We start from the raw sequence: 19,896 nt of genomic DNA on the forward strand, positions 1-19,896 counted from the left end.
GCTGGGGCGGCCTGCCTCGCGCGGCGCGTGCTCGCGATGGAGATCGCCGCTGGGAGCGGCGCTCACCTCGCGCGCGGAGGCCACGCCCAGCAGGGGCTGCGCGTGGGGCAGGGCGGCGCCGCTGGCGCGGCGGCCCAGGGTGGAGGGCCTCGCGGGGGCTCGGCCGCGGTGGAGCACCACCAGCTGGTGCTGGTGGCAGCGCCGCGGGCTCGGCAGGGGCCGCTGGGGCGGCCTGCCTCGCGCGGCGCAGGGAGGCTTCGACGGGGCGGGGGCGCGAGGGTGCGCCGGCGTCGTCCAGCACGCCACTCGACCGACCGGGGGCCGGTGCCCGGTGGCGCTTGGCGACGTCCAGGCGCCCCTGCTCGCGCAGCAGCTCGAGGGCCCGGGCCGGCGTCGTCCGGAGACTCTCTCGACCGGCTACGCCGGTGCCCGGAGAGTCTCGGCGACGTCCAGGCCCTGGGAGTCACCACCAGGTGGAGTGCCACCAGGGCGGGCCGCCCTGGAAAGTGAAGGCGGCTCGCGAGGGTGCGCACCGCGGGGCGGCGCTCGCCTCGCGCGCGGAGGCCACGCCCAGCAGGGGCTGCGCGTGGGGCAGGGCGGCGCCGCTGGCGCGGCGGCCCTGGGCGGAAGGCCTCGCGGGGACTCGGCCACGGTGGACCACCACCAGCTGGTGCTGGTGGCGGCGCCGCGAGCTCGGCAGGGGCCGCTGGGGCGGCCTGCCTCTCGCGGCGCAGGGAGGCTTCGACGGGGCGGGGGCGCGAGGGTGCGCCGGCGTCGTCCAGCACGCCACTCGACCGGCCGGGGGCCGGTGCCCGGTGGCGCTTGGCGACGTCCAGGCGCCCCTGCTCGCGCAGCAGCTCGAGGGCCCGGGCCGGCGTCGTCCGGAGACTCTCTCGACCGGCTGCGCCGGTGCCCGGAGAGTCTCGGCGACGTCCAGGCCCTGGAGTCACCACCAGGTGGAGTGCCACCAGGGCGGGCCGCCCTGGAGAGTGACGGTGGCTCGCGAGGGTGCGCGCCGCGGCGCTGCGCTCGCCTCGCTCGCTGCCCCGCTTTCTCCTACTGGCATAGTTGCACTATATGGTGCGTAGTCGCGCCAAATGGTGGTGAGGTCGCTATGTCGAACAAAGATGTCAAGGCCGAGGGTCCACCGGACTCCGTCAGTCCTCTTTCTCAGTTCCTGCTCCTTTCCCTCTGCCTCGTTGCCCTTCTGGAGCTGACTCTTCGCAACAATCCCGCCTCAACTCTCTCCCCAAACCCCATCGTCTCTCTTCCCTACCGTCTTCTCGCGCCCCTGCTCCCCGCCTATCTCTCCGTTCGTCAATGGTGCGTCGAACGCCCTTTTCTCGCGGGCGCCCTCTTCCTTGCCGCCTTGACGCTCTTCCTTGTCGCGTACCGCTACGGACTCATCGTCTGGTACAACCACCTGCTCCCGGCCGTGACCGGCCTGCAGCTCCTCCCCGAGTCCACTCAGTTCAAGCAGCTCCACTACGACCTCATCGCCGAAATCAAGAAGAGGCCTCCCGGCAGCAAGTTCGTCGGCCTCACCCCGGTTCGCGGTCGTTTCGGCCTCACGACGTGGACGCCGCTCTACATCACCGATGAAGAGCAGACGATGCATCGCCACGTCCTCGGCGAGACGGGTAGCGGGAAGACTGCCTCCGTCATCTGGCCGTCCGTCCTTCAGGACCTCCTGGATGGCAACGGCGTCCTCGTCATCAGCGCGAAGGGGAGCGACGAGGAAATCATCGAAATCAAAGCGCTCTGCGCTGTTTCATCCCGCGTTCCCCAACTCCGCGTCTTCGCTCTTCCTGCTTGGAACGACGACACCATCTGGAGCCATCGCTACAACATGGTCTGGGTGCGTCCTCGGCGCGTGGAGCTGACCGGCACGGGGGCTGTCTCCAAGGTGATTCACCCTGGCGATGACCCGGTTCCGGTCGCTCAGCGTGTCATCTCCGTTCTGACCCTCGGAGAGAACCAGTTCTACGACACCCAGGCCGAGATTATGTGGACGAACATGTGCCGGCTTCTCCACGGCATGGTCGACGCTCAGGGGAACGGCCTCATCTTCACCATGAGGGACCTGGCCGTGTGCCTCAAGGGCATCGGCAACACCGGTGCCTACCTCCAGGCCCTGAACCACTGCCTCTCCAAGTCCCTTGATAGAGAGGCTGCCCGTGAAATCGCCGCCCAAATCGCTAACTTGGGCAAGGACGTGCAGAAGTGCATGTCCGGCCTCATTGGTGCCGTCGACAAGTTCCGCTCTCCACTCGTCAATGCGTACAACCCCGACTTCACCTTCGAGGATCTGCTTGAGCGCGACCAGGTCCTCTACGCCCAGCTCCCCTCCAACCTCTACCCCATTCAGGCCCCGGCCCTCGGGAAGGTTCTGCTCATGGACCTTCAGCAACAGGCCTCGCTCCGCCAAGTCCACCGCACCACACGTAACCAGCGGTTCTTCGGAGCCCACGTGGACGAGTTCTACACGTTCGCGGAGATGCGCATCATCGACTCGTTGAACAAGCTCCGTGATGCCAACGTGCGGTTTCTCCTCGCTCACCAGTCAATCGCCGACCTTGAGCTCGTCTCCAAGGAGTTCGCGACGGGGGTCTGGGACAACACCTTGTGGAAGGACGTTCTCCGCCAGGGCAACCCAGCCCTGTGTGAACAGGTGGCGAAGAGCATCGGCACCCACCAGGTTCACCAGTCCACCGTTCGCCGGCAGCAGGGAGCTCTCTTCACCTCTCTCCTGACTGGCGACGCCTCCGTGAAGCTCGTCGAGACCTTCCGACTCCACCCCAACCAGATAAAGAACCTCGCTCGCCGCGGACAAGGCTGGTGCGTCACGAAACAGGGACCAGTCCCCGTCAACTACTCTCGCCTCCCGAAGCTCCCCGGCAGCTTCCCCCTCAGCCGAAACGTCCAGGCAGGTACACGAGGCCTTCGCCTTGAGGAGCGCTTCCTCAACGCCACTCCTTTCGATGCTGACGGCACGCCTTCAACGACGTCGCCCGCCAACAGCCTAGGGAAAAGCCGGACGGCTCCCCCGCCTGTAGTGAACCCGTAGCAACCCGAGGCCGTCCATTCGGACTGCAGTGCACTCCGCACGTGCCTTCCGCACCCGTCTCCGTCAAGGACCTGCGTCCGCTTCCGCGGCGAGCTTCGCTCGTCCTTGACGGGACCGCTGCTGCAGGCCTGGGCTTCCCGCCTTCCCCGCCTGCGGCAGGGAAGCATCTTCCCTTCCAGACTCGGCATTGCTCGGCAAACACTGTCGCTCGTGTATGTCAGAAGGCACTGCTACAACGATTCTCACGCCGGACGGGCTTGACGCCCCCGGCTCTCCGCCCGGGATGGCCCCGGGCGCGCACTCCCGGCGCGTAGCCGGCCTGAGGAAGCAGTGCCTACGATTCATCTCGACCTTGCCAGCGTGAGCATTGAGCGCCGTTGCCACGAAATCCCCCTCCCCGACGAGTGCCCGCGCTGCCAGCGGCAGCTATCGGGCCCCGAGGGCATCGGCGTCACCGTTCGCGGTTTCGTCTCGTGCTCAACCGACGCGGACCTTGAGACGGAGCCCGCCGCGCTTACGGGGGAGGGATACACCTACTACAACCACGAGTTCACTTATCCGACGTCGGTCGCATGTCAGGCATGCGGCCACTGCCTCTATGGCGGCGCCGTGGAGCTTGATGACAGCGCCCGCTGTGACGCTGACCAGGGCGAGGCCATCGCCAGTTTCTGAAGTTGCCGCCCCGCGTGGGCCGGGCGCCCGGCCCACGACTCCCCGCCGGGTGCCTCTTTCCTTCTGGGTGCCCGGCTATCCGGCCCCTTCCTGTCGCCGTGCTTCTCCGGCTGCATCAGGGGCCCTTCCGCGCAGTCGCTTCACCGCAGACGTCTGCGGGTTTGTCATACGGCAGCGCCAGTGTATGTCAGACCCCCCTGCTAGAACACTTCTCACGCTGGGCGCCAAGCCCAGCGCATCGCCCGGGACGGACCCGGGCCCTTGAGGTCACCATGCCCCGCACCTGTCCGCCCGAAACCCTCGCCCGCCTTCGCACCCAGGGGGTTTCCGCCCTCTCCGACTCCGAGTTGCTCGCCGTCGGCTTCGGGTTGCCCCTGCCTGCCGTCACCGAGGCGCTGTCAGCCCTCGGCGGTCTTCGGGCGCTGGCGACGGAGGCGCCGCACAACCTTCCGGGCCTCAACGAGTCCCAAGCCCAGCGGCTCGCCGTTCTTCGCGAGCTGGGCTTTCGCATGCAGGTGGCGCCTGAGACGCGCCCGGTCCTCAATACGCCCTCGAAAGTCGCGGACTATCTCACCCCGCGCCTCGCCCACCTGGACCGGGAGGTGTTCCACGTCCTGTGCCTCAACTCCCGTAACGTGCTTGTCAGCGACGTCCGCGTCGCTACGGGCACCCTGGCCAGTTGCGCGGTGGACCCCAAGCAGGTGTTCGCCGCTGCCATCAAACACAGCGCGGCGGGCATCATCCTCGCGCACAACCACCCCTCGGGTGATTCTGAGCCCAGCCGCCAGGACATCGAGTTGACGCGGCAGTTCCTGCGCGGCGCCGAACTTCTCAACGTGAAGCTTCTGGACCATGTCGTCATCGCGACTGGCGGCGCGACCTCTTTCGTGGAAAGCCGCCTGTCGCCCTTCTGACATACACGCACGTCAGTGCATGTCAGACCCCTCTGCTACAACGTTATCAGCGCTGGACGGACGGCCCTCCTTCCAGCGCATCGCCCGGGACGGACCCGGGCGGCATCACCGCTGGCGACGAGCCGGCTTGAGGTTGTAATGCCTGCTGCAATCGAAAAAATGGTGTACGCCGGGGACACCCCCTGGCACGGGTTGGGGACGGCCATTCCTCGGAATGGGACTTGGGAGGAGGTCCGCCACGCGGCGGGCTTTTACGACGTGGTGGAGGCGCAGTTGTCCCTCCCCGACGGCCGCATCATCCCCGACAGGAAAGCCCTGTGCCGTGGCGATGACGGCCGCTACCTCTCGACTGTGGGCAGCGACTACTGCCCGCTGCAGTTCGAGGCCCTTGCGCGGGCCGGAATCATCGCCGCGCACAACGTCGAAGCCATTTGGCACACAGCCGGGACGCTGGGGCCTGCTGGCGTGCGCGGGTGGATGCTCGCGGAGCTTCCGGGCGTTATCCGCGTCCGGCATGACCGCACCGAAATCCGAAAGTACGTGCTGCTTACGACAGCCCACGATGGGCTGTCCGCGGCCATCCTCGCCAACGTGGCGACGCGCGTCGTGTGCCGCAACACGCTCGGGGCCGCTCTCAAGGAGCGGGGCGGCTCCCGGTGGACCATCCGCCACACCGCCAACGCCGAAAAGCGCCTGGAGGAGGCCGGTCGCGCCTTCGCGTACATGACGGCCGAAATGGCCGACTTCGAGCAGCTCTGCAACGTCCTGGTGGGTGAGCGGTACAGCGAGGCGCAGCACCTCGCCGACATCGACGCAATCATCCCGCTCCCCAACGACGAGAAGCCGCACCCGAAGCTCAAGAAGGCTCGGGAGCGCGTCGCCGCGCTGTTCGACACTTTCCAGGGGGTGACTCCCGAGCTGCGCGGCACTGCCTACGGCGCATTCCAAGCGTGGACGGAGTACCTACGCGACAAGCATCTTGTGGATGCTGCCCCTGAGAATCCCCGCACACTCCGCCGGGCCATGGCGTCCACGGTGGGCGAGGGCGCCAACACCGCTTCAACGGCGCTGGGCCGCATCATCACCCAAACGCGCATCTACATGCGGCCCCCGGCTGTGCCTGTCGCTGCTTGACGTCTCCTTCTTTCTTCGGCCCGCCGTTCGTCGGCGGGCCGCCTCTTCCCCCATCATGACTACTCATTCTCACGAGGCCCTGGTTGCCCGGGCGAAACTCCTTCGCACCATTCGCGAGGCGGCCGCCTCTCGCGAATCTCTAATGGCCCTGGCTGGCATGGTGGTGCTGGCTGGCGGTCCGCATCTCGCAGGGAGGCGGGCAATCCTCGAAGACGTCGCCCAGCGTGCGATGAAGGGACTGCATCCGACAAAGGCACAGTCCATTGTGTTGGTGGAGCTGGACACCAAGCTGGTGCAGGAGCTCGGCGGCGACCCCCGTCGCGACACGCACCCACTCATGCCCTCTTGGGAGAGGGTGCCGCTGGGGTCCAGCGTGCGCCAGGCCCTCCTGGCAGGAGACTCCGACGCCTTCCTTGAACGGGTCCTCCACGCAGCCGCCAAGCGCGTACCGTGGAGCGCGCAGGAGGACGACGAGCCGCAGTCCAAGGAACGCTGACACGCCGAGCCCTGTCCTGGGTGCCAGCCCGCACGGGGCACCCAGGCGACAGAGCAGCCTCCAGTCGCCCATGTGCACTGCTACGCGACACGCACCGCACCACCTCTGCCCGTTCCACTCTCTCTGCCCAAGTGTCCTCCTGTCGTGGCCGCGCGCCGTCCCGGGCCTAAAGGCGCCCGCCTTTGGCGACTTGCGTTCGGTCGCGCCGGCAAGAAGCCGCCTGTCACGCCCGACGCCGTCGCGTCGTCGGGCAACGGCCCGGGCCGTCCCGCTTGAGGGACCGCCACGCGCCCCCCAAAGGCCTTCGAGGGGGCGCATGGGGCGCCCTCACCACAGGGAGGACACGATGGACGCATACGAGCGGTGGAAGCAGAAGATGGAGGGCAAGGTCCAAGTCGCCAAGAAGCGCAGGGACGCCCTGAATCCGAACGCGCCCGACTACCAGCTCGAGGCGGACCGTTGCTTCCGCCGCGTCAAGTTCCTCCGCCACACCGTAATCCTCGCTGAGTTCCGGACCCCCGCGAACGATGGCCCGCCCCCCTTCCAAATCCATTTCACTCCTCGCGAGGAATAGCTATCCCCGTTGGTGAGGCTCCTCCGGGAGCCTCACCTGTTGCATTCTGCGGGACGGGCCGCGGTGGAGCACCACCAGCTGGTGCTGGTGGCGGCTCCGCGAGCTCGGCAGAGGCCCCCGGTGGGGCCTGCCTCGCGCGGCTTGTGCTTGCGACGGAGATCGCCGCTGGGAGCGGCGCTCGCCTCGCGCGCGGGGCAGGGCAGCGCCGCTAGCGCGGCGGCCCTGGGCGGAGGGCCTCGCGGGGGCTCAGCCGCGGTGGAGCACCACCAGCTGGTGCTGGTGGCGGCGCCGCGAACTCGGCAGAGGCCCCCGGTGGGGCCTGCCTCGCGCGGCGCAGGGAGGCTTCGAGGGGGCGGGGGCGCGAGGGAGCGCCGGCGTCGTCCAGCACGCCACTCGACCGGCCGGGGGCCGGTGCCCGGTGGCGCTTGGCGACGTCCAGGCGCCCCAGCTCGCGCAGCAGCTCGAGGACGGGCCGGCGTCGTCCGGAGACTCTCTCGACCGGCTGCGCCGGTGCCCGGAGAGTCTCGGCGACGTCCAGGCCCTGGAGTCACCACCAGGTGGAGTGCCACCAGGGCGGGCCGCCCTGGAAAGTGAAGGCGGCTTGCGAGGGTGAGCACCGCGGGGCGGCGCTCACCTCGCGCGCGCGGAGGCCACGCCCAGCAGCAGCTGGGCGCGAGGGCAGGGCGGCGCCGCTGGCGCGGCGGCCCTGGGCCGCAGGCCTCGCGGGGGCTCGGCCACGGTGGAGCACCACCAGCTGGTGCTGGTGACAGCGCCGCGAGCTCGGCAGGGGCCGCTGGGGCGGCCTGCCTCGCGCGGCCCGTGCTTGCGAGGGAGATCTCCGCTGGGAGCGGCGCTCGCCTCGCGCGCGGGGCAGGGCAGCGCCGCTAGCGCGGCGGCCCTGGGCGGAGGGCCTCGCGGGGGCTCAGCCGCGGTGGAGCACCACCAGCTGGTGCTGGTGGCGGCGCCGCGAACTCGGCAGAGGCCCCCGGTGGGGCCTGCCTCGCGCGGCGCAGGGAGGCTTCGAGGGGGCGGGGGCGCGAGGGAGCGCCGGCGTCGTCCAGCACGCCACTCGACCGGCCGGGGGCCGGTGCCCGGTGGCGCTTGGCGACGTCCGGGCACCCCTGCTCGCGCAGCAGCTCGAGGACGGGCCGGCGTCGTCCGGAGACTCTCTCGACCGGCTGCGCCGGTGCCCGGAGAGTCTCGGCGACGTCCAGGCCCTGGAGTCACCACCAGGTGGAGTGCCACCAGGGCGGGCCGCCCTGGAAAGTGAAGGCGGCTTGCGAGGGTGAGCACCGCGGGGCGGCGCTCGCCTCGCGCGCGGGGCAGGGCAGCGCCGCTGGCGCGGCGGCCCTGGGCGGAGGGCCTCGCGGGGGCTCAGCCGCGGTGGAGCACCACCAGCTGGTGCTGGTGGCGGCGCCGCGAACTCGGCAGAGGCCCCCGGTGGGGCCTGCCTCGCGCGGCGCAGGGAGGCTTCGAGGGGGCGGGGGGCGCGAGGGAGCGCCGGCGTCGTCCAGCACGCCACTCGACCGGCCGGGGGCCGGTGCCCGGTGGCGCTTGGCGACGTCCAGGCGCCCCAGCTCGCGCAGCAGCTCGAGGACGGGCCGGCGTCGTCCGGAGACTCTCTCGACCGGCTGCGCCGGTGCCCGGAGAGTCTCGGCGACGTCCAGGCCCTGGAGTCACCACCAGGTGGAGTGCCACCAGGGCGGGCCGCCCTGGAAAGTGAAGGCGGCTTGCGAGGGTGAGCACCGCGGGGCGGCGCTCACCTCGCGCGCGCGGAGGCCACGCCCAGCAGCAGCTGGGCGCGAGGGCAGGGCGGCGCCGCTGGCGCGGCGGCCCTGGGCCGCAGGCCTCGCGGGGGCTCGGCCACGGTGGAGCACCACCAGCTGGTGCTGGTGACAGCGCCGCGAGCTCGGCAGGGGCCGCTGGGGCGGCCTGCCTCGCGCGGCCCGTGCTTGCGAGGGAGATCTCCGCTGGGAGCGGCGCTCGCCTCGCGCGCGCGGAGGCCACGCCCAGCAGGGGCTGGGCGCAGGGGCAGGGCGGCGCCGCTGGCGCGGCGGCCCTGGGCGGAAGGCCTCGCCGGGGCTCGGCCGCGGTGGAGCACCACCAGCTGGTGCTGGTGGCAGCGCCGCGAACTCGGCAGGAGCCGCGGGGCGGCCTGCCGCAATATCGTTCAGGTGGCAATCGAGAGGAGTGGGCGGGCTCATCCACCCGACGTGCCCCGCGTGGGCCGGGCGCCCGGCCCACGACTACGAGCGAAAGCGGCTGCGACGCACGTGGGTGCCCACGGGCCGGCCCCTCTCCCTCTCCCTGCCCCTCTCCACCCCTGCAGGGGCCCCATCACCGCTTCCTCTCCGCCGACGTCATGCCGTGACGAGAACTGCTGTCGAGTCGCCTCAAGCGGAGCCCTCAGCTCCCTGCCAGCCTTGAGTGAGGCACCTGCAGTGCCTCCAACTCGCTGACGACGACGACGGGCTTACCGGTGGAAGGTGGTGCGGCCTCTCGCACCAGGTGCCCCGCGTGGGCCGGGCGCCCGGCCCACGACTACGAGCGAAAGCGGCTTCGACGCACGTGGGTGCCCACAGGCCGGCCCCTCTCCTTCTCCCTGCCCCTCCCCACCCCTGCAGGGGCCCCGACACCTCTTCCTCTCCGCCGACCTCCCGCAGACGTCTGCGGGGGCATGCATTCTCACATACACTGACGCTTGTGTATGTGTGAGCTTGCTGATATGGGGAAGGTGCGTTGACGGCGACGAGCCGCACCGCCATGCCCCGGGGCGGACCCGGGGCTGCATCCGCCGGCGACAAGCCGGCTCGAGGTCCCAATGTCGCTCCTGCGCACCCTTCGCAGCTACTTCTGCCGCCCCTCGGCCCCGCAGGCGTCAACTGCCATGCTCGGTGCTGTGTCTGCCTCGCGCGACTTGCGAGTCGTTCCCGTTGACGCGGCCTTCGTCGACGCCCTTGACTCCCTTGGCTGGGAGTTCACTGGTTGGGTTGAGGACGGGGAAGGACGGACCACCTGCTTCGCAGAACGACGTAGCGCGGCACGAGAGCGGCATGGCCGCGCGCCCGCCGAAGACAGGCTGGCTGCCCCGACGCCCCTGGACCTTCTGCGTTGCGTCCAAGAACACGTTACGTCTGCGCTCGACGCCACCAGCAGTCACACCCGCATGCCTATCGCTACTGCGAAGATGTGGGCGTATCTCGATTCAGCGCCCCGCCCCGGCTTGGCATGGGACTGGGAACTCGGCAGTTGGTGGCTTCGGGAGGTGGAGCGCACTCGTGAGCCCAATCCCGCCACCCTCACCACGATTGAGCTGCAGCGGGGAACCGCAGCTGACCACACGAGCCTCTACAGCTTGCGGCGCCACCAGTACCAGTGGAACTCCTCCCTTACGACCTACGAGGAGCAGCCCACGCTGGTTGTCGACCTGCACCTGATGGACGACGACGTTCCTCCTCTCGTCTCTCGAATCCTGGAGGAAGCCCTTCCTCCGGCAACGACATAAATCCATACACCGCCGCTTGTGTATGTGTCTGTCTGATGGTATAGGTGGGGTGGGTTGACGGCGACGAGCCGCAACTCCCTCCCCGGGGCGAACCCGGGGTTGCATCCGTCGGCGCCGAGCCGACCAGAGGCACCCATGCTGGTTCCGGTCATCCTCTTCCCGAAGGGAAGCCGCCCCGTCCTTCAGTCGCCGCGCATGGGACGCGTGGTCAAGCGCGCAAGCCTCCCCCCCACTCCCCGCCCGCTCCCCCGCGTGCGTGTCATCAAGGCCGATGACCCGCGGGCAGCTCAGGCCCGCCTTCTCGTCCCGACCACGGAGAGCATCTTCGCTGCCCTCCGCCTGGAGCTCGGGCTGACAGCGTAGAGCAGTGTCTCGGCCCGGGCATTCCCCGGGCCGCTCTGGCGGCTTTCGTTATCCTTTCCACTTCCCCTGTTTTCCCAGGTTGCATCATTTGGTGTCGATTCCACATCATTTGATGCATAGTGACGCCCATGTTCTCTCCGCCTCCTGTGCTCCTGCAGTACAAGAGCCTCCGGCAGGTTCTCGCGCTGGCGCGTGCGGACCATGCATTCATCACACTCCGCTCTCCCGGGGCCCTCCGTGACATCGATGTGTGTCCCGTCGGGCAGCGCCTCCGCGCCGTTGGTGAGGCGCTCGTCGTCACCGCAGGCCTCGCCGCTTACAACCGGGAACCCCCCGAGCTGCGCCCGCAATACGTGAGTCCGCTCATTTGCACTGTGGCGCGCTCAACCCGCCTCCTGTCCTCGGTGAGGCGGGCTGACGACGCGCTTGCGCTCGTCCCTGACATCCTCACCGCGCTGAATGACGTCGGCGCCGGCATTCGTGTCGCTCTGCCCCAATTCCATCGCCCCGAAACGCAAGCGTCGCTCCTCTGTGCTCTTGGCTCGAGCGTCGATGCCGCTCGCGCTGTGCGGGAGATGCTCGTCCCGCTGCACCTCCGAGCGGTCCTCGAGCTGAGCCTTCGTCCACGGTCCCGCATGCTGTCGTGATGAGGTCGCAATGCTGGTCATGCCCTCCCTCTGGCAACTCCTGATGCCTCGCCGGCGACGCAGTGCGAGCCACGCCGCTGTAACGGCTCCTCGTCCGGCCCCCTCGCTGGCGGAGCTGCGGCGCAAGGCCGCGAGCTTCGCGGCGTGGTTCCGAACTGTCGAACCACTGTTGCCGATGGGCGGCGAGTACAGCCACCTCAGGCACGTAGGTGAGGAACTTCCCGCGTGGCTGCTCACCGACGCCTCTCCTGGCTTTCACGACCTTGAGACGCAATACATGCCCAATGACGAGGAGGTCCGCACGGAGCTCGCTCGCTCACCCACCATGAATTCCAAGGCCGCCCAGCGGCTTGCCTTGGGTGTCTCTATTGACTCAGGCGGCGCGGTCTTCGAGTGGGGCGAGGAGGCGGCGCAAGAGTACGTCGCCGCGTTGCTTCGGCAACCGTTCATCCTGGCCTTCAACGGGCTACGTTTCGACAACGTCGTCCTCAGTCGGTATGTCAACGACGCTACGGCTCGGCGTCTGCACCTGAATACGCTGGACCTGATGTTCTGGCTCCAGTGGCGCCTGGGGGAGGCCAAGCCCCGTTCGCTCAACACGTATGCCGCAATGCTCCTGCGGAAGAAGAAGCTCGAGCTGAACAAGTTCTGCGGCCCTCATGAGAGCATCCCGGCTTTGTGGCGCCGGGGACGCCCGGAGGACCTCGTAGCGCTCCGCATCTACTGCTGGCTGGATGCGGACCTGCTGCGCGACTTGTGGTCCGCAACCCACGGGAGCGCGATGGAGCGGCGTGCCTTCTACGCCTGGTGGCTTGAGGACCAGGCGTCACGAGTCCGCCGCGCGCTTGCAGCGACTCCCCCAGCCACCGCCCCCAGCCTCGCATTCGCAGTACCTGCCTAAAGGAGCAGCCCATGTCCCTTCCCACCGCGCTAGCGGCCCAGCTCAAAACGCTGTACCTCCAAGCGAGGGAGTACGTCTCCGCAGACGTCGCTGACGTCCACGCCGCGGCCGAATGGGCCGCGGCCGGGCGGCCCGAACACACCGCCCTTCACCGTAAGGCCCTCGACGCCCAGGACGAGAAGTTGACCGCGCGGCGCGAGCTCGCGGCGCTCGCGGTCTCCACGTTCCAGGACGACGCGCTCTGCAAGCTCTTGGGGCTCGAGCCTCTTCAGCCCCTCCCGAAGCGGCGGAAGGGGAAGAGGACGGGGAAGGGGAAGAAGGGGGGGCGTCATGCACAGCGATGAGTCCGCGCGCCGGGCCCTGCAGGCTCACGGATGGTACCTCGACTCTTCCGACAGCGCTGGCCTCCGAGCGGCCCGGCCCGGGTACGGCATCTGTGTAGCGGCGACTTGGCCGGAGCTGCTCGACGCAGTCTCACGGCGGGAAGGCGCCTATGATGACGCCGCTATCACCGCTGTCATCGCGCGGGCCCGCTTCGGAGGATGGGAGCCGGAGAGGGGATGGACCGCACTCTTCCCCGAAACCTCAACGGTCATCGTGTCCACGGACCTAGCTGAGTTCCAGCGCCGGTGTGCCGCCCACGTCGCGCAGACGTCTGCGGGAGGGGTGCAATGTCAACTGCTGCATGGATAGCTGTGGCGGGCGCAATCGCCGTCCTTCTGTTGGCGTGCTGGTGCTGGCAGGCATGGCGGAGGCACCGCTTGTTCTCTGCTCCCCCGGCCCTGCTCTCGGGAGCGCCGCGGATTGCGAAGAACCTGCCCGAACTTCCTCCAGTCACCCGGGCCGTCTATGTCGCTGTCCAGCTTGGGACAGCCCGCGGAGCGGATGTCGCTCGGCGAGTACGTGATGACAATCCGGAGTACGCCGACCTGCCGCCTGTTGCCGTGTACTGCCTCCTTACCAATCTCCGTCGGCGTGGGCTCATCGTCGCGGAGTACACGCATTGCGAGTCGGACAACCGTTGGGCCTGGGTCTACTCGCCTCTCAATGCCAATACCACTGCGGAGGTAGGCACGGCAGTCGCACGAAACGCTACTCAAGGAGGCTCGCATGGACTCTGAGGATTCCAAGCCCCAGCAGGGGGCGGCCGTGTGGTTCTGCAATGGGTGCGACTTTGGCACTCTCTCCGAATCTGCGGCGAACCGGCACCAGGTCGAGACTGGCCACACCTTGCGGTCCGCTCCAGTTGTGGGGGGCACCGGTACACCGAAGACGGACACCCTGCACTAGTGGCAGCGGAGGCGCTCATCAATGGTCCGCGTCATGATGACATCCAGCTGCCGGAACTGCGGCAGCGCGTTGAAGTCCCTCGAGGCCTTGGCGCAGGTGCTGTCGTCGGCACTCCTTGACGCGAAGGCTACCGCGACCGTCGAGGTGGCGTCCTTTCGCCGGCGCTATCCGGCCGCTCCGGACAGCCTGTATGCCAGCCTCAATCGCGCGGACTGGCGGACCATCATCCAGTCGGTGCTGGTGGCGCGAATCGACTCAGCCGCTGCTCGCATGAATGGCTTTTGCGGCAGGTACTGCCACCATGACTACGAGCGCAAGCACTGGCAGGACCAGTTCGCATGGCTCCTCTTCAATGAGCTCTTAGCGCACTATGACGCCAGCGGCAGGCCAGAGCTGGGCCACGATGAGCTGACTCGCTAGACTCGTCTGGGACTTCGGCAGGGTGGGGCGGACATTGCGCAGGATAGCAAGCCTTCTGAACGACCAGGACCTGCAGCCCCCCGAGGACGCCTCTGCGGCCTCGCTTGCTGCCCAAGTGCACACAGCGCTATCCGCACTGGCACCTCGCATCGCTGCGCTACCTGGCGCAGCTGGCGTCCACTACCTCCTTGCCCGCATCGCTGGGACCATCCGCCTGGCTGACGAGTGCCTGCGCAAGGGGAGGGCAGGCGAGCGTAGCGCCCTCGCCCGAGCAGAAATCCTCCTCAAGGGCGCCCTGCTCGAAGTAAGCGTTCTGGACGCAGAACTCGCTGCCGCTGCTGCTGCCGCGGGCAAGGAGACCGCAGCGGGAGCGCTTCGGCGTGCGGCGACCCAATGTCTTCTGGCCAGCAGACTCTCCTCCCTTGATGCCCTCTTGGAGGCAGTCGGGCCCTCCAGTCATGATGCCGTGCTGCAGGCCTTGGCCCAGCCAAGGGGGCGTTCTGACCTCGACACATGGTGGCACTCGCCCGTGCGCTCTCCAGGCGAGCGAATGCTGCGGGTTGATGCTGCAATCCATGCCCTGTGGCGCTCTGGACGCAAGGGGAGGGGTGGCTGATGGGGCGGTTGGCCCCGTCCTCCCCTGTCTGCAATCTTCCGCTTCGCCCAGCCCGGACTACCCTTAACCGCTGAACCCAGGACCATGGCCAACACCACCACAGCCGCATTTCTTGCTGCCGACGGGATGACCCGCCTTGCAGCTCAGCTGCCCACGCTTTGGGGCGTCCCCGGCACGGAGCCGTGGGATGCAGAGGCCCTGCTCCGGTGGTTGTGCGGCCCTGGGCCTAGCAGTGGCGGCGCCCACGCCGCACGCTTCGCTCTCGGTGTCTGGCGACCTGACGTGGACTGGCAGCAGGTTGCCCGCGGCTTTGGCTTCGACGGAGCTGCGGCCGCTCACCGGTTTGACCTAGTAGATGCCTGCGGAACATGGGACCGAGACCATGTCGAGTGCCTTCTGCGGTGGATGGAGTCCCCCCGCGAAGTCTTGCCGAACTTGGGCTACCTCCCCCTACGGACGGACGACGTGGCGGATGAGGGCGGGGACACCGTTGTCACCGTGCCCAACGACGACGGCGACTTGACGGGCCCACAAAAAGCCCTTCACCGCGCCTTGCGCGAGGTGCGCGCCGCGCAAGACCGACGGTCGCGCTGGCCCGATGACGGTCGCGAGGCGATGACGAAGTTGGCGCGTCTCTTCCCGTCCCTCGCCAAATGCCCCGGCATTACCCCTTGGGACCAGGAGGCGGTGCTTGGCTGGCTATGCGCTGAAGAGGCACCCACAGTGGCTGCTGCCACCGCAGCGACCTTCGTCCTCACGGTCTGGAACAGCTTCATCGATTGGCGGGAGCCTGCGCGCGAGATGCGCTTTGCCGTGCCGGACCGGGCGTCGCGTTTCGACATTCTGGCCGCGATGACCACGTGGACTCCCAACGACGTGACCGCTGCCCGCGCCTGGGTCGACGCCCCATTCTGGCCATGAGGGGCACCTTCGCTTCCGCTTCCTGAATGCCCTCGTCGCGCGAGGGCAGGGAAGCGCAATGCACGAGCTCCTCGTCCTCTCCGCGCTGTAACGGTCGACTTCCGCGGCTCGCTGGTGGCTATTTACATCATTTGGTGCATAATGCGCATCAAGTGGTGTTTGGGCCTCGGGCCGTCGGAGCCTGCAAATGAAGCGAGTCGCTTGGTGGGGATTGCTGTGCCTCGTCGCCGCGCTACAGGGCGTGGCGACTGTTGGAACCTTCGGAGTTGGTCTCGGAGTCGCCACGGTCGCTTATCACCTAGTGGGTGACGCGACTGGCTTCGCATTGCACAGCCTTTTTTCTGACTACTACCTTCACGGTGACCTCTCCGACGCTGCAGCTCATGGACTCTGCATCCTTTTTGCTGTCGCAGCTGCCGGCCTCTCACTGAGCCTCCTGGCGTTGGGCTGCCGTGGCTTCATCGTCGGACACGAAGCCATTGACGCGATTTGGCCGCACTGCAAGCTGGGCAGTCGGGAAGTCACCTACCGCGTCGAGAATGGTGGCTCGGTTGCGGCCGCGGCGATGGCCGTGCGCCGGTCTGCCGAAGAGTTCACTGAGAGGCCTTGAGAAAGCGCTGATGGCGCTGGCTCAGCGGCCGAGATAACGGATTTAGCTGCGTAAGTGGCTGAATTTTCTTTGTTCCGATAATACGGATTATGTTAACTTCATTGAAATCGCCATTCCTGCGCGCCGGTTGCGGCTTCTTCTTCCTCTCGGTGGGCTCCGCTTTCCTAATCAGCTCGCCTTCGCCGGTCGCAGCGGTCTATGGGGTACTGGCTGCGGCAGCATTGCAGACGGGCGTGCGATTGGTCCGTCCACGTGACGAACTCGTCGTCGGCTTCCCCAGCGCCACTATCGAGTTCCTCCCTCCGCCGGCGGCGCAGTTCTCCGCCGCCCCGGGCGCGGGAGAACTCGAGGATGCACTCGATGCGCTGGGTTGGGCCTACTGCGGCTGGGATGTCCGACGGGGCTTTGTCGCCGAGCGCCGCAGCTACCGACGTGAGGAGTTCCATCCACCGGAGCATGACCGGCTTGCCGCCCATAGCCCCAACGAGCTCCTCGACCTGGTCCGCGCTCGCGTCCGAGCTGTCCTCGCTGACCAGTCCGGAGTCCTCGTATGAGAATCAACTTCAAGACCGCGTTCCAGCGTCGCATTCATGTTCTTCACAGTCCCGCCAAACACCTTCACCCCCTCATGCCAGCCCCCATCGTCGACGAGCTGGGGCGCATAGCGCTTGCTGAGCTGACCAAGCGCCTCACCCATGAGTTTGCGCCCCTCCCGGTCTCCGTCACGCTCGCTCCCCGGAATTCGAGATACCACAACACCATCTCCAGCCGAACTCACCACGTTCAATGCAACGCCGAGGCATGCACCGAGGAAGAATGGGACGTTTGCTGCGTCGTTCATGAGGTCGTGCACACCGTCTACCCGCCCCGAGTACGGCACCACCTGCGCGCTTTTTCTGGTCCCTCATCGACTCTCAGCTTGGAGTGGCTGGCGCGCGACCTCGCGGCCTTAATTGAGTGGGTCCGTTCTACGCCCCTGCCCCCGGAAATGCTCGCCACTCTCGTTCATGTGGAGACGGTGGCGATCCGCAGCGCTTTTGTTGCTCACCGCGGGGACACCGGTCCTGCGCTCGCCGTCGACCGCGCCTTCACCACTCTCGACGGTGTCATCCCCCTGCAACCACCGTCACGCGCGGTCTCCTCATGACACTCCCTCAGCATCCGCAGGTTGCGGTTCATCCATACGCCTCACGCGAGACGGCAGATGCCATCGTCGATTGGCGCACCTCAACCCTCTCCCGCCCAGCAGTCGACAGTGCGACTTTCGGCGATGCGCTCACCTTCATCGGGGTTGAAGCTGGTGACTTCGGCTACGACGTCGGCCGCCTACTTACTCCTTGGCGTGGGCACTCCTCCGGCAGCCTCATCATCACCAATCGTCAAGCGCGCCCACCGCTGCATTCCCTCTCATGGATTGTTGAGGGGCCCACGTCGGTCTTGTGGCGCGGCGCTGTTTACTTCGACCTCTCTCACTACGATGCGCGCCATCGCTATCCGTCGTGGCTTCTCGTCTCTCCGCTCGGGCCGGTTCGCGTCGACGATCCCCACGAGTTTGGTTGCTGGACCTGGTACTCCGTTGATTCCCTTGTGACCCAGTACGGCTTGCCCGTCGAAATAGTCCGGCAGCTCCACGTTCTCCATCCCTCGAAGCGTCTCCAGCTCTACTTGAACCGCCGGGCCGCTGGCGCGTCACCGGAGGATGCTTCGCGGGATGGCGCTACCGCTGAGGAGCTGCGCATCGCAGCCGCTCAGCTCAACCCTCCCAGCACTCTCGGCGAGCGCATTCGTCGAGCAATCTCCAACGGCATCTTTCGCGCCGCCCTGCGTGTCCACTCCCTCGCTGACGCCGTCTGGCGTGACCCCAACTGGTGACCTAATGGCGCACCTTTCTCTCCCATCGCAATCCGGTCTCCTCGCTGCCGGCGCCGTCCTGTGCCTTGTCGCCGCAACCCTGGTTGTCCTCGCCATCCGCCGCATTCGTCGTAGAGCCCCCTTCAACGCCAGCGTCTGGGCCTCCGCGCTCTGGTTTTCAGCCCTTGGCCTCATCGCACTTGCCATGCTCGTGGATCTCACCGGCGGCCCAGCTGCAGCCTGTGTCCTTGGCGCGGGCGTTCTCCACGAAGCCTCTCGTAGGATTGAGTCCCGCTTTGCAGCATCGACCTGTGACTGCCGCTCAAAGCGTCCCCCCGACGCCTGAAGCACCAGGTGCCCCGTTTCGGCGTGGGCTGCTGTCGAGACGCCTCGAGCGAAGCCCTCAGCGCCCTGCCAGCCTTGAGTGAGGCACCTGCAGTGCCTCCACACCGCTGACGACGACGACGGGCTTACCGGGGGAAGGTGGGGCGTCCTCTCGCACCAGGTGCCCCGCGTGGGCCGGGCGCCCGGCCCACGACTACGAGCGAAGGAGGCTGCGACGCGCGTGGGTGCCCACGGGCCGGCCCCGCTCCCTCTCCCTGCCCCGCACCACCCCCTGCAGGGGCCACAACACCTCTCCCTCTCCGCAGACGTCTGCGCGCGCATGCACTTCGACATACACTGCCGCTTGTGTATGTCGGGGCTTGCTGCTATAGAGAAGGAGCGTTGACGGCGACGAGCCGCACCGCCATGCCCCGGGGCGGACCCGGGGCTGCATCCGCCGGCGACGAGCCGGCTTGAGGTCCCGATGGCTGCTCTCTGGGGTGCTCTCTGGGGTGTGGTGGAGTCTCGTGGAGACGTTGGGCCGTTTCTCTCCCTGCTGCGGCGTGACCTTGCGCGCCTCGTGGCAGCGCTTCCCATCAAGACATGGCACCTGGAGCGCGCGACCCTGGCGGCCCTCCTGGCCGTCGTGGCCTGGGTGCAGCATCACGAGGTCCTTCTTTCGCTGCCGAGTGGAGGCTCGCCTGCATTCCTGCAGGTGTGTCTCCTCGTGTTGGCCTTTGTTGGACTCCTGATGAATGCAGAGGACCAGAGCATCCAGGCCCGTGAGCGAGAGGAGGCGGAGGCATGCGGTGTTGAGCCGGTGGAGGTTGAGTGCTCCGCACAGCGGCGCCGGAATGCTGAGTTCCGCCGCTGGGCAAGCTTGGCGACCATCGCGGCGACAAGCGGCTGGGTCGCTCTCGTTGGCTGGGCCTGGGGGGTTGCCTACCCCCATTGGCGGGCCTACTACCGTGCTCGCTGGCCGGTGGGGCGGGTGCAGTGGCGTCCTGTCGTAGTCGACTCCGCAGTGGCCTGCCTGGAAATGTTGACCGGGCACGCCCAGTGGGCCATCGCGCTAACGTTGGACCGATGGGGTGGGCAGCGAGATGCCTTCGGCTTCTTGCTCTACCTGCAGACCGAAAAGCAGTCTGTCGAACTCACCCAGCGTCCGGGTTGGCCGGTCACGGCGACCGCGTTCCTAGAGCTGCCCGTGGGCCGCTGGGCGCTGTGGGACAACGGGCGCGTCCATTGTCCGGTCCACGGGGTGCTTCGGCGCGAGGAAGCTGTGAGCCTCTGGGCCGCGGAAGGGCTCGATGTCCTAGGGCACTACGTCGTCATTCCGCGGGTCGTTGTGCGTTACGACAAGGTTCCCGTGGGACTGACCGGTCCCGTGCTGGGAACTGGGTAACATCCCCTCGCCTAGCGCCCTGGTTACCCTGCTAGCGCGCCGCATTTAGCCGGCACCTGGCAGCCGCCAAATATCGGCTCGATGTCAATACCCTCCGGGAGGGGTTGCTGCTCCAACGTAGCAGGCAGTAGCGTCCATTTCGTGCCTAGTATCGGCACCCCTGGACTCGCCGTGACGCCGTTGGGC

The 19,896-nt window shown here is 67.8% G+C and carries 16 protein-coding genes; all 16 read left to right on the forward strand.

Annotated features, from left to right (window positions below; genetic code table 11):
- Positions 1–1,114 precede the first annotated feature (1,114 nt).
- The 16 genes from QEG98_RS41355 to QEG98_RS41430 all read left to right on the forward strand — a co-directional run bounded on the left by QEG98_RS41355 (position 1,115) and on the right by QEG98_RS41430 (position 19,710).
- Entirely contained in the window at positions 1,115–3,067 is a 1,953-nt protein-coding gene (locus QEG98_RS41355) for a type IV secretory system conjugative DNA transfer family protein (protein WP_316568141.1), read from the forward strand.
- A gap of 360 nt (positions 3,068–3,427) precedes the next feature.
- A complete protein-coding gene (locus tag QEG98_RS41360) occupies positions 3,428–3,739 on the forward strand; it encodes a hypothetical protein (RefSeq protein WP_316568142.1) in 312 nt (103 codons plus the stop codon).
- A gap of 272 nt (positions 3,740–4,011) precedes the next feature.
- Positions 4,012–4,653, forward strand: a complete 642-nt coding sequence (locus QEG98_RS41365; protein ID WP_316568143.1) for a RadC family protein — start codon at positions 4,012–4,014, stop codon at positions 4,651–4,653.
- Between the two features lie 138 nt (positions 4,654–4,791).
- Positions 4,792–5,787 (forward strand): DUF932 domain-containing protein, encoded by a 996-nt coding sequence (locus tag QEG98_RS41370; protein ID WP_316568144.1) that lies wholly within the window; start codon positions 4,792–4,794, stop codon positions 5,785–5,787.
- Between the two features lie 157 nt (positions 5,788–5,944).
- Positions 5,945–6,283: a hypothetical protein gene (locus QEG98_RS41375; RefSeq protein WP_316568145.1), complete on the forward strand. Its 339-nt coding sequence runs from the start codon at positions 5,945–5,947 to the stop codon at positions 6,281–6,283.
- A gap of 346 nt (positions 6,284–6,629) precedes the next feature.
- Complete coding sequence (locus QEG98_RS41380) at positions 6,630–6,857, forward strand: hypothetical protein (protein ID WP_316568146.1); 228 nt, start codon at positions 6,630–6,632, stop codon at positions 6,855–6,857.
- Between the two features lie 3,166 nt (positions 6,858–10,023).
- Positions 10,024–10,362, forward strand: coding sequence for a hypothetical protein (locus QEG98_RS41385; protein WP_316568147.1), 339 nt, complete (start codon positions 10,024–10,026; stop codon positions 10,360–10,362).
- 1,287 nt (positions 10,363–11,649) lie between these two features.
- Positions 11,650–12,273 carry a hypothetical protein gene (locus QEG98_RS41390; protein WP_316568100.1) on the forward strand — a complete coding sequence of 208 codons (624 nt, stop codon included), beginning with the start codon at positions 11,650–11,652 and terminating at the stop codon, positions 12,271–12,273.
- 11 nt (positions 12,274–12,284) lie between these two features.
- Positions 12,285–12,617, forward strand: coding sequence for a hypothetical protein (locus tag QEG98_RS41395; protein ID WP_316568101.1), 333 nt, complete (start codon positions 12,285–12,287; stop codon positions 12,615–12,617).
- A gap of 979 nt (positions 12,618–13,596) precedes the next feature.
- A complete protein-coding gene (locus QEG98_RS41400; protein ID WP_316568102.1) occupies positions 13,597–13,983 on the forward strand; it encodes a hypothetical protein in 387 nt (128 codons plus the stop codon).
- Positions 13,984–15,097: 1,114 nt separating this feature from the next.
- Positions 15,098–15,520, forward strand: a complete 423-nt coding sequence (locus QEG98_RS41405) for a hypothetical protein (protein ID WP_316568103.1) — start codon at positions 15,098–15,100, stop codon at positions 15,518–15,520.
- Between the two features lie 187 nt (positions 15,521–15,707).
- Positions 15,708–16,130 carry a hypothetical protein gene (locus QEG98_RS41410; protein ID WP_316568104.1) on the forward strand — a complete coding sequence of 141 codons (423 nt, stop codon included), beginning with the start codon at positions 15,708–15,710 and terminating at the stop codon, positions 16,128–16,130.
- A gap of 233 nt (positions 16,131–16,363) precedes the next feature.
- Complete coding sequence (locus tag QEG98_RS41415; protein WP_316568105.1) at positions 16,364–16,684, forward strand: hypothetical protein; 321 nt, start codon at positions 16,364–16,366, stop codon at positions 16,682–16,684.
- Positions 16,681–17,277 carry a hypothetical protein gene (locus tag QEG98_RS41420; protein ID WP_316568106.1) on the forward strand — a complete coding sequence of 199 codons (597 nt, stop codon included), beginning with the start codon at positions 16,681–16,683 and terminating at the stop codon, positions 17,275–17,277. Before QEG98_RS41415 ends, QEG98_RS41420 begins: the two co-directional genes overlap by 4 nt.
- Positions 17,274–18,002 (forward strand): hypothetical protein, encoded by a 729-nt coding sequence (locus QEG98_RS41425; RefSeq protein WP_316568107.1) that lies wholly within the window; start codon positions 17,274–17,276, stop codon positions 18,000–18,002. Before QEG98_RS41420 ends, QEG98_RS41425 begins: the two co-directional genes overlap by 4 nt.
- Before the next feature lie 787 nt (positions 18,003–18,789).
- On the forward strand, positions 18,790–19,710 hold the full coding sequence (locus QEG98_RS41430) for a hypothetical protein (RefSeq protein WP_316568108.1): 921 nt from the start codon (positions 18,790–18,792) through the stop codon (positions 19,708–19,710).
- Positions 19,711–19,896: the final 186 nt, after the last annotated feature.

The sequence above is a fragment of the Myxococcus sp. MxC21-1 genome, from assembly GCF_032612255.1.
Classification (GTDB): domain Bacteria; phylum Myxococcota; class Myxococcia; order Myxococcales; family Myxococcaceae; genus Myxococcus; species Myxococcus virescens.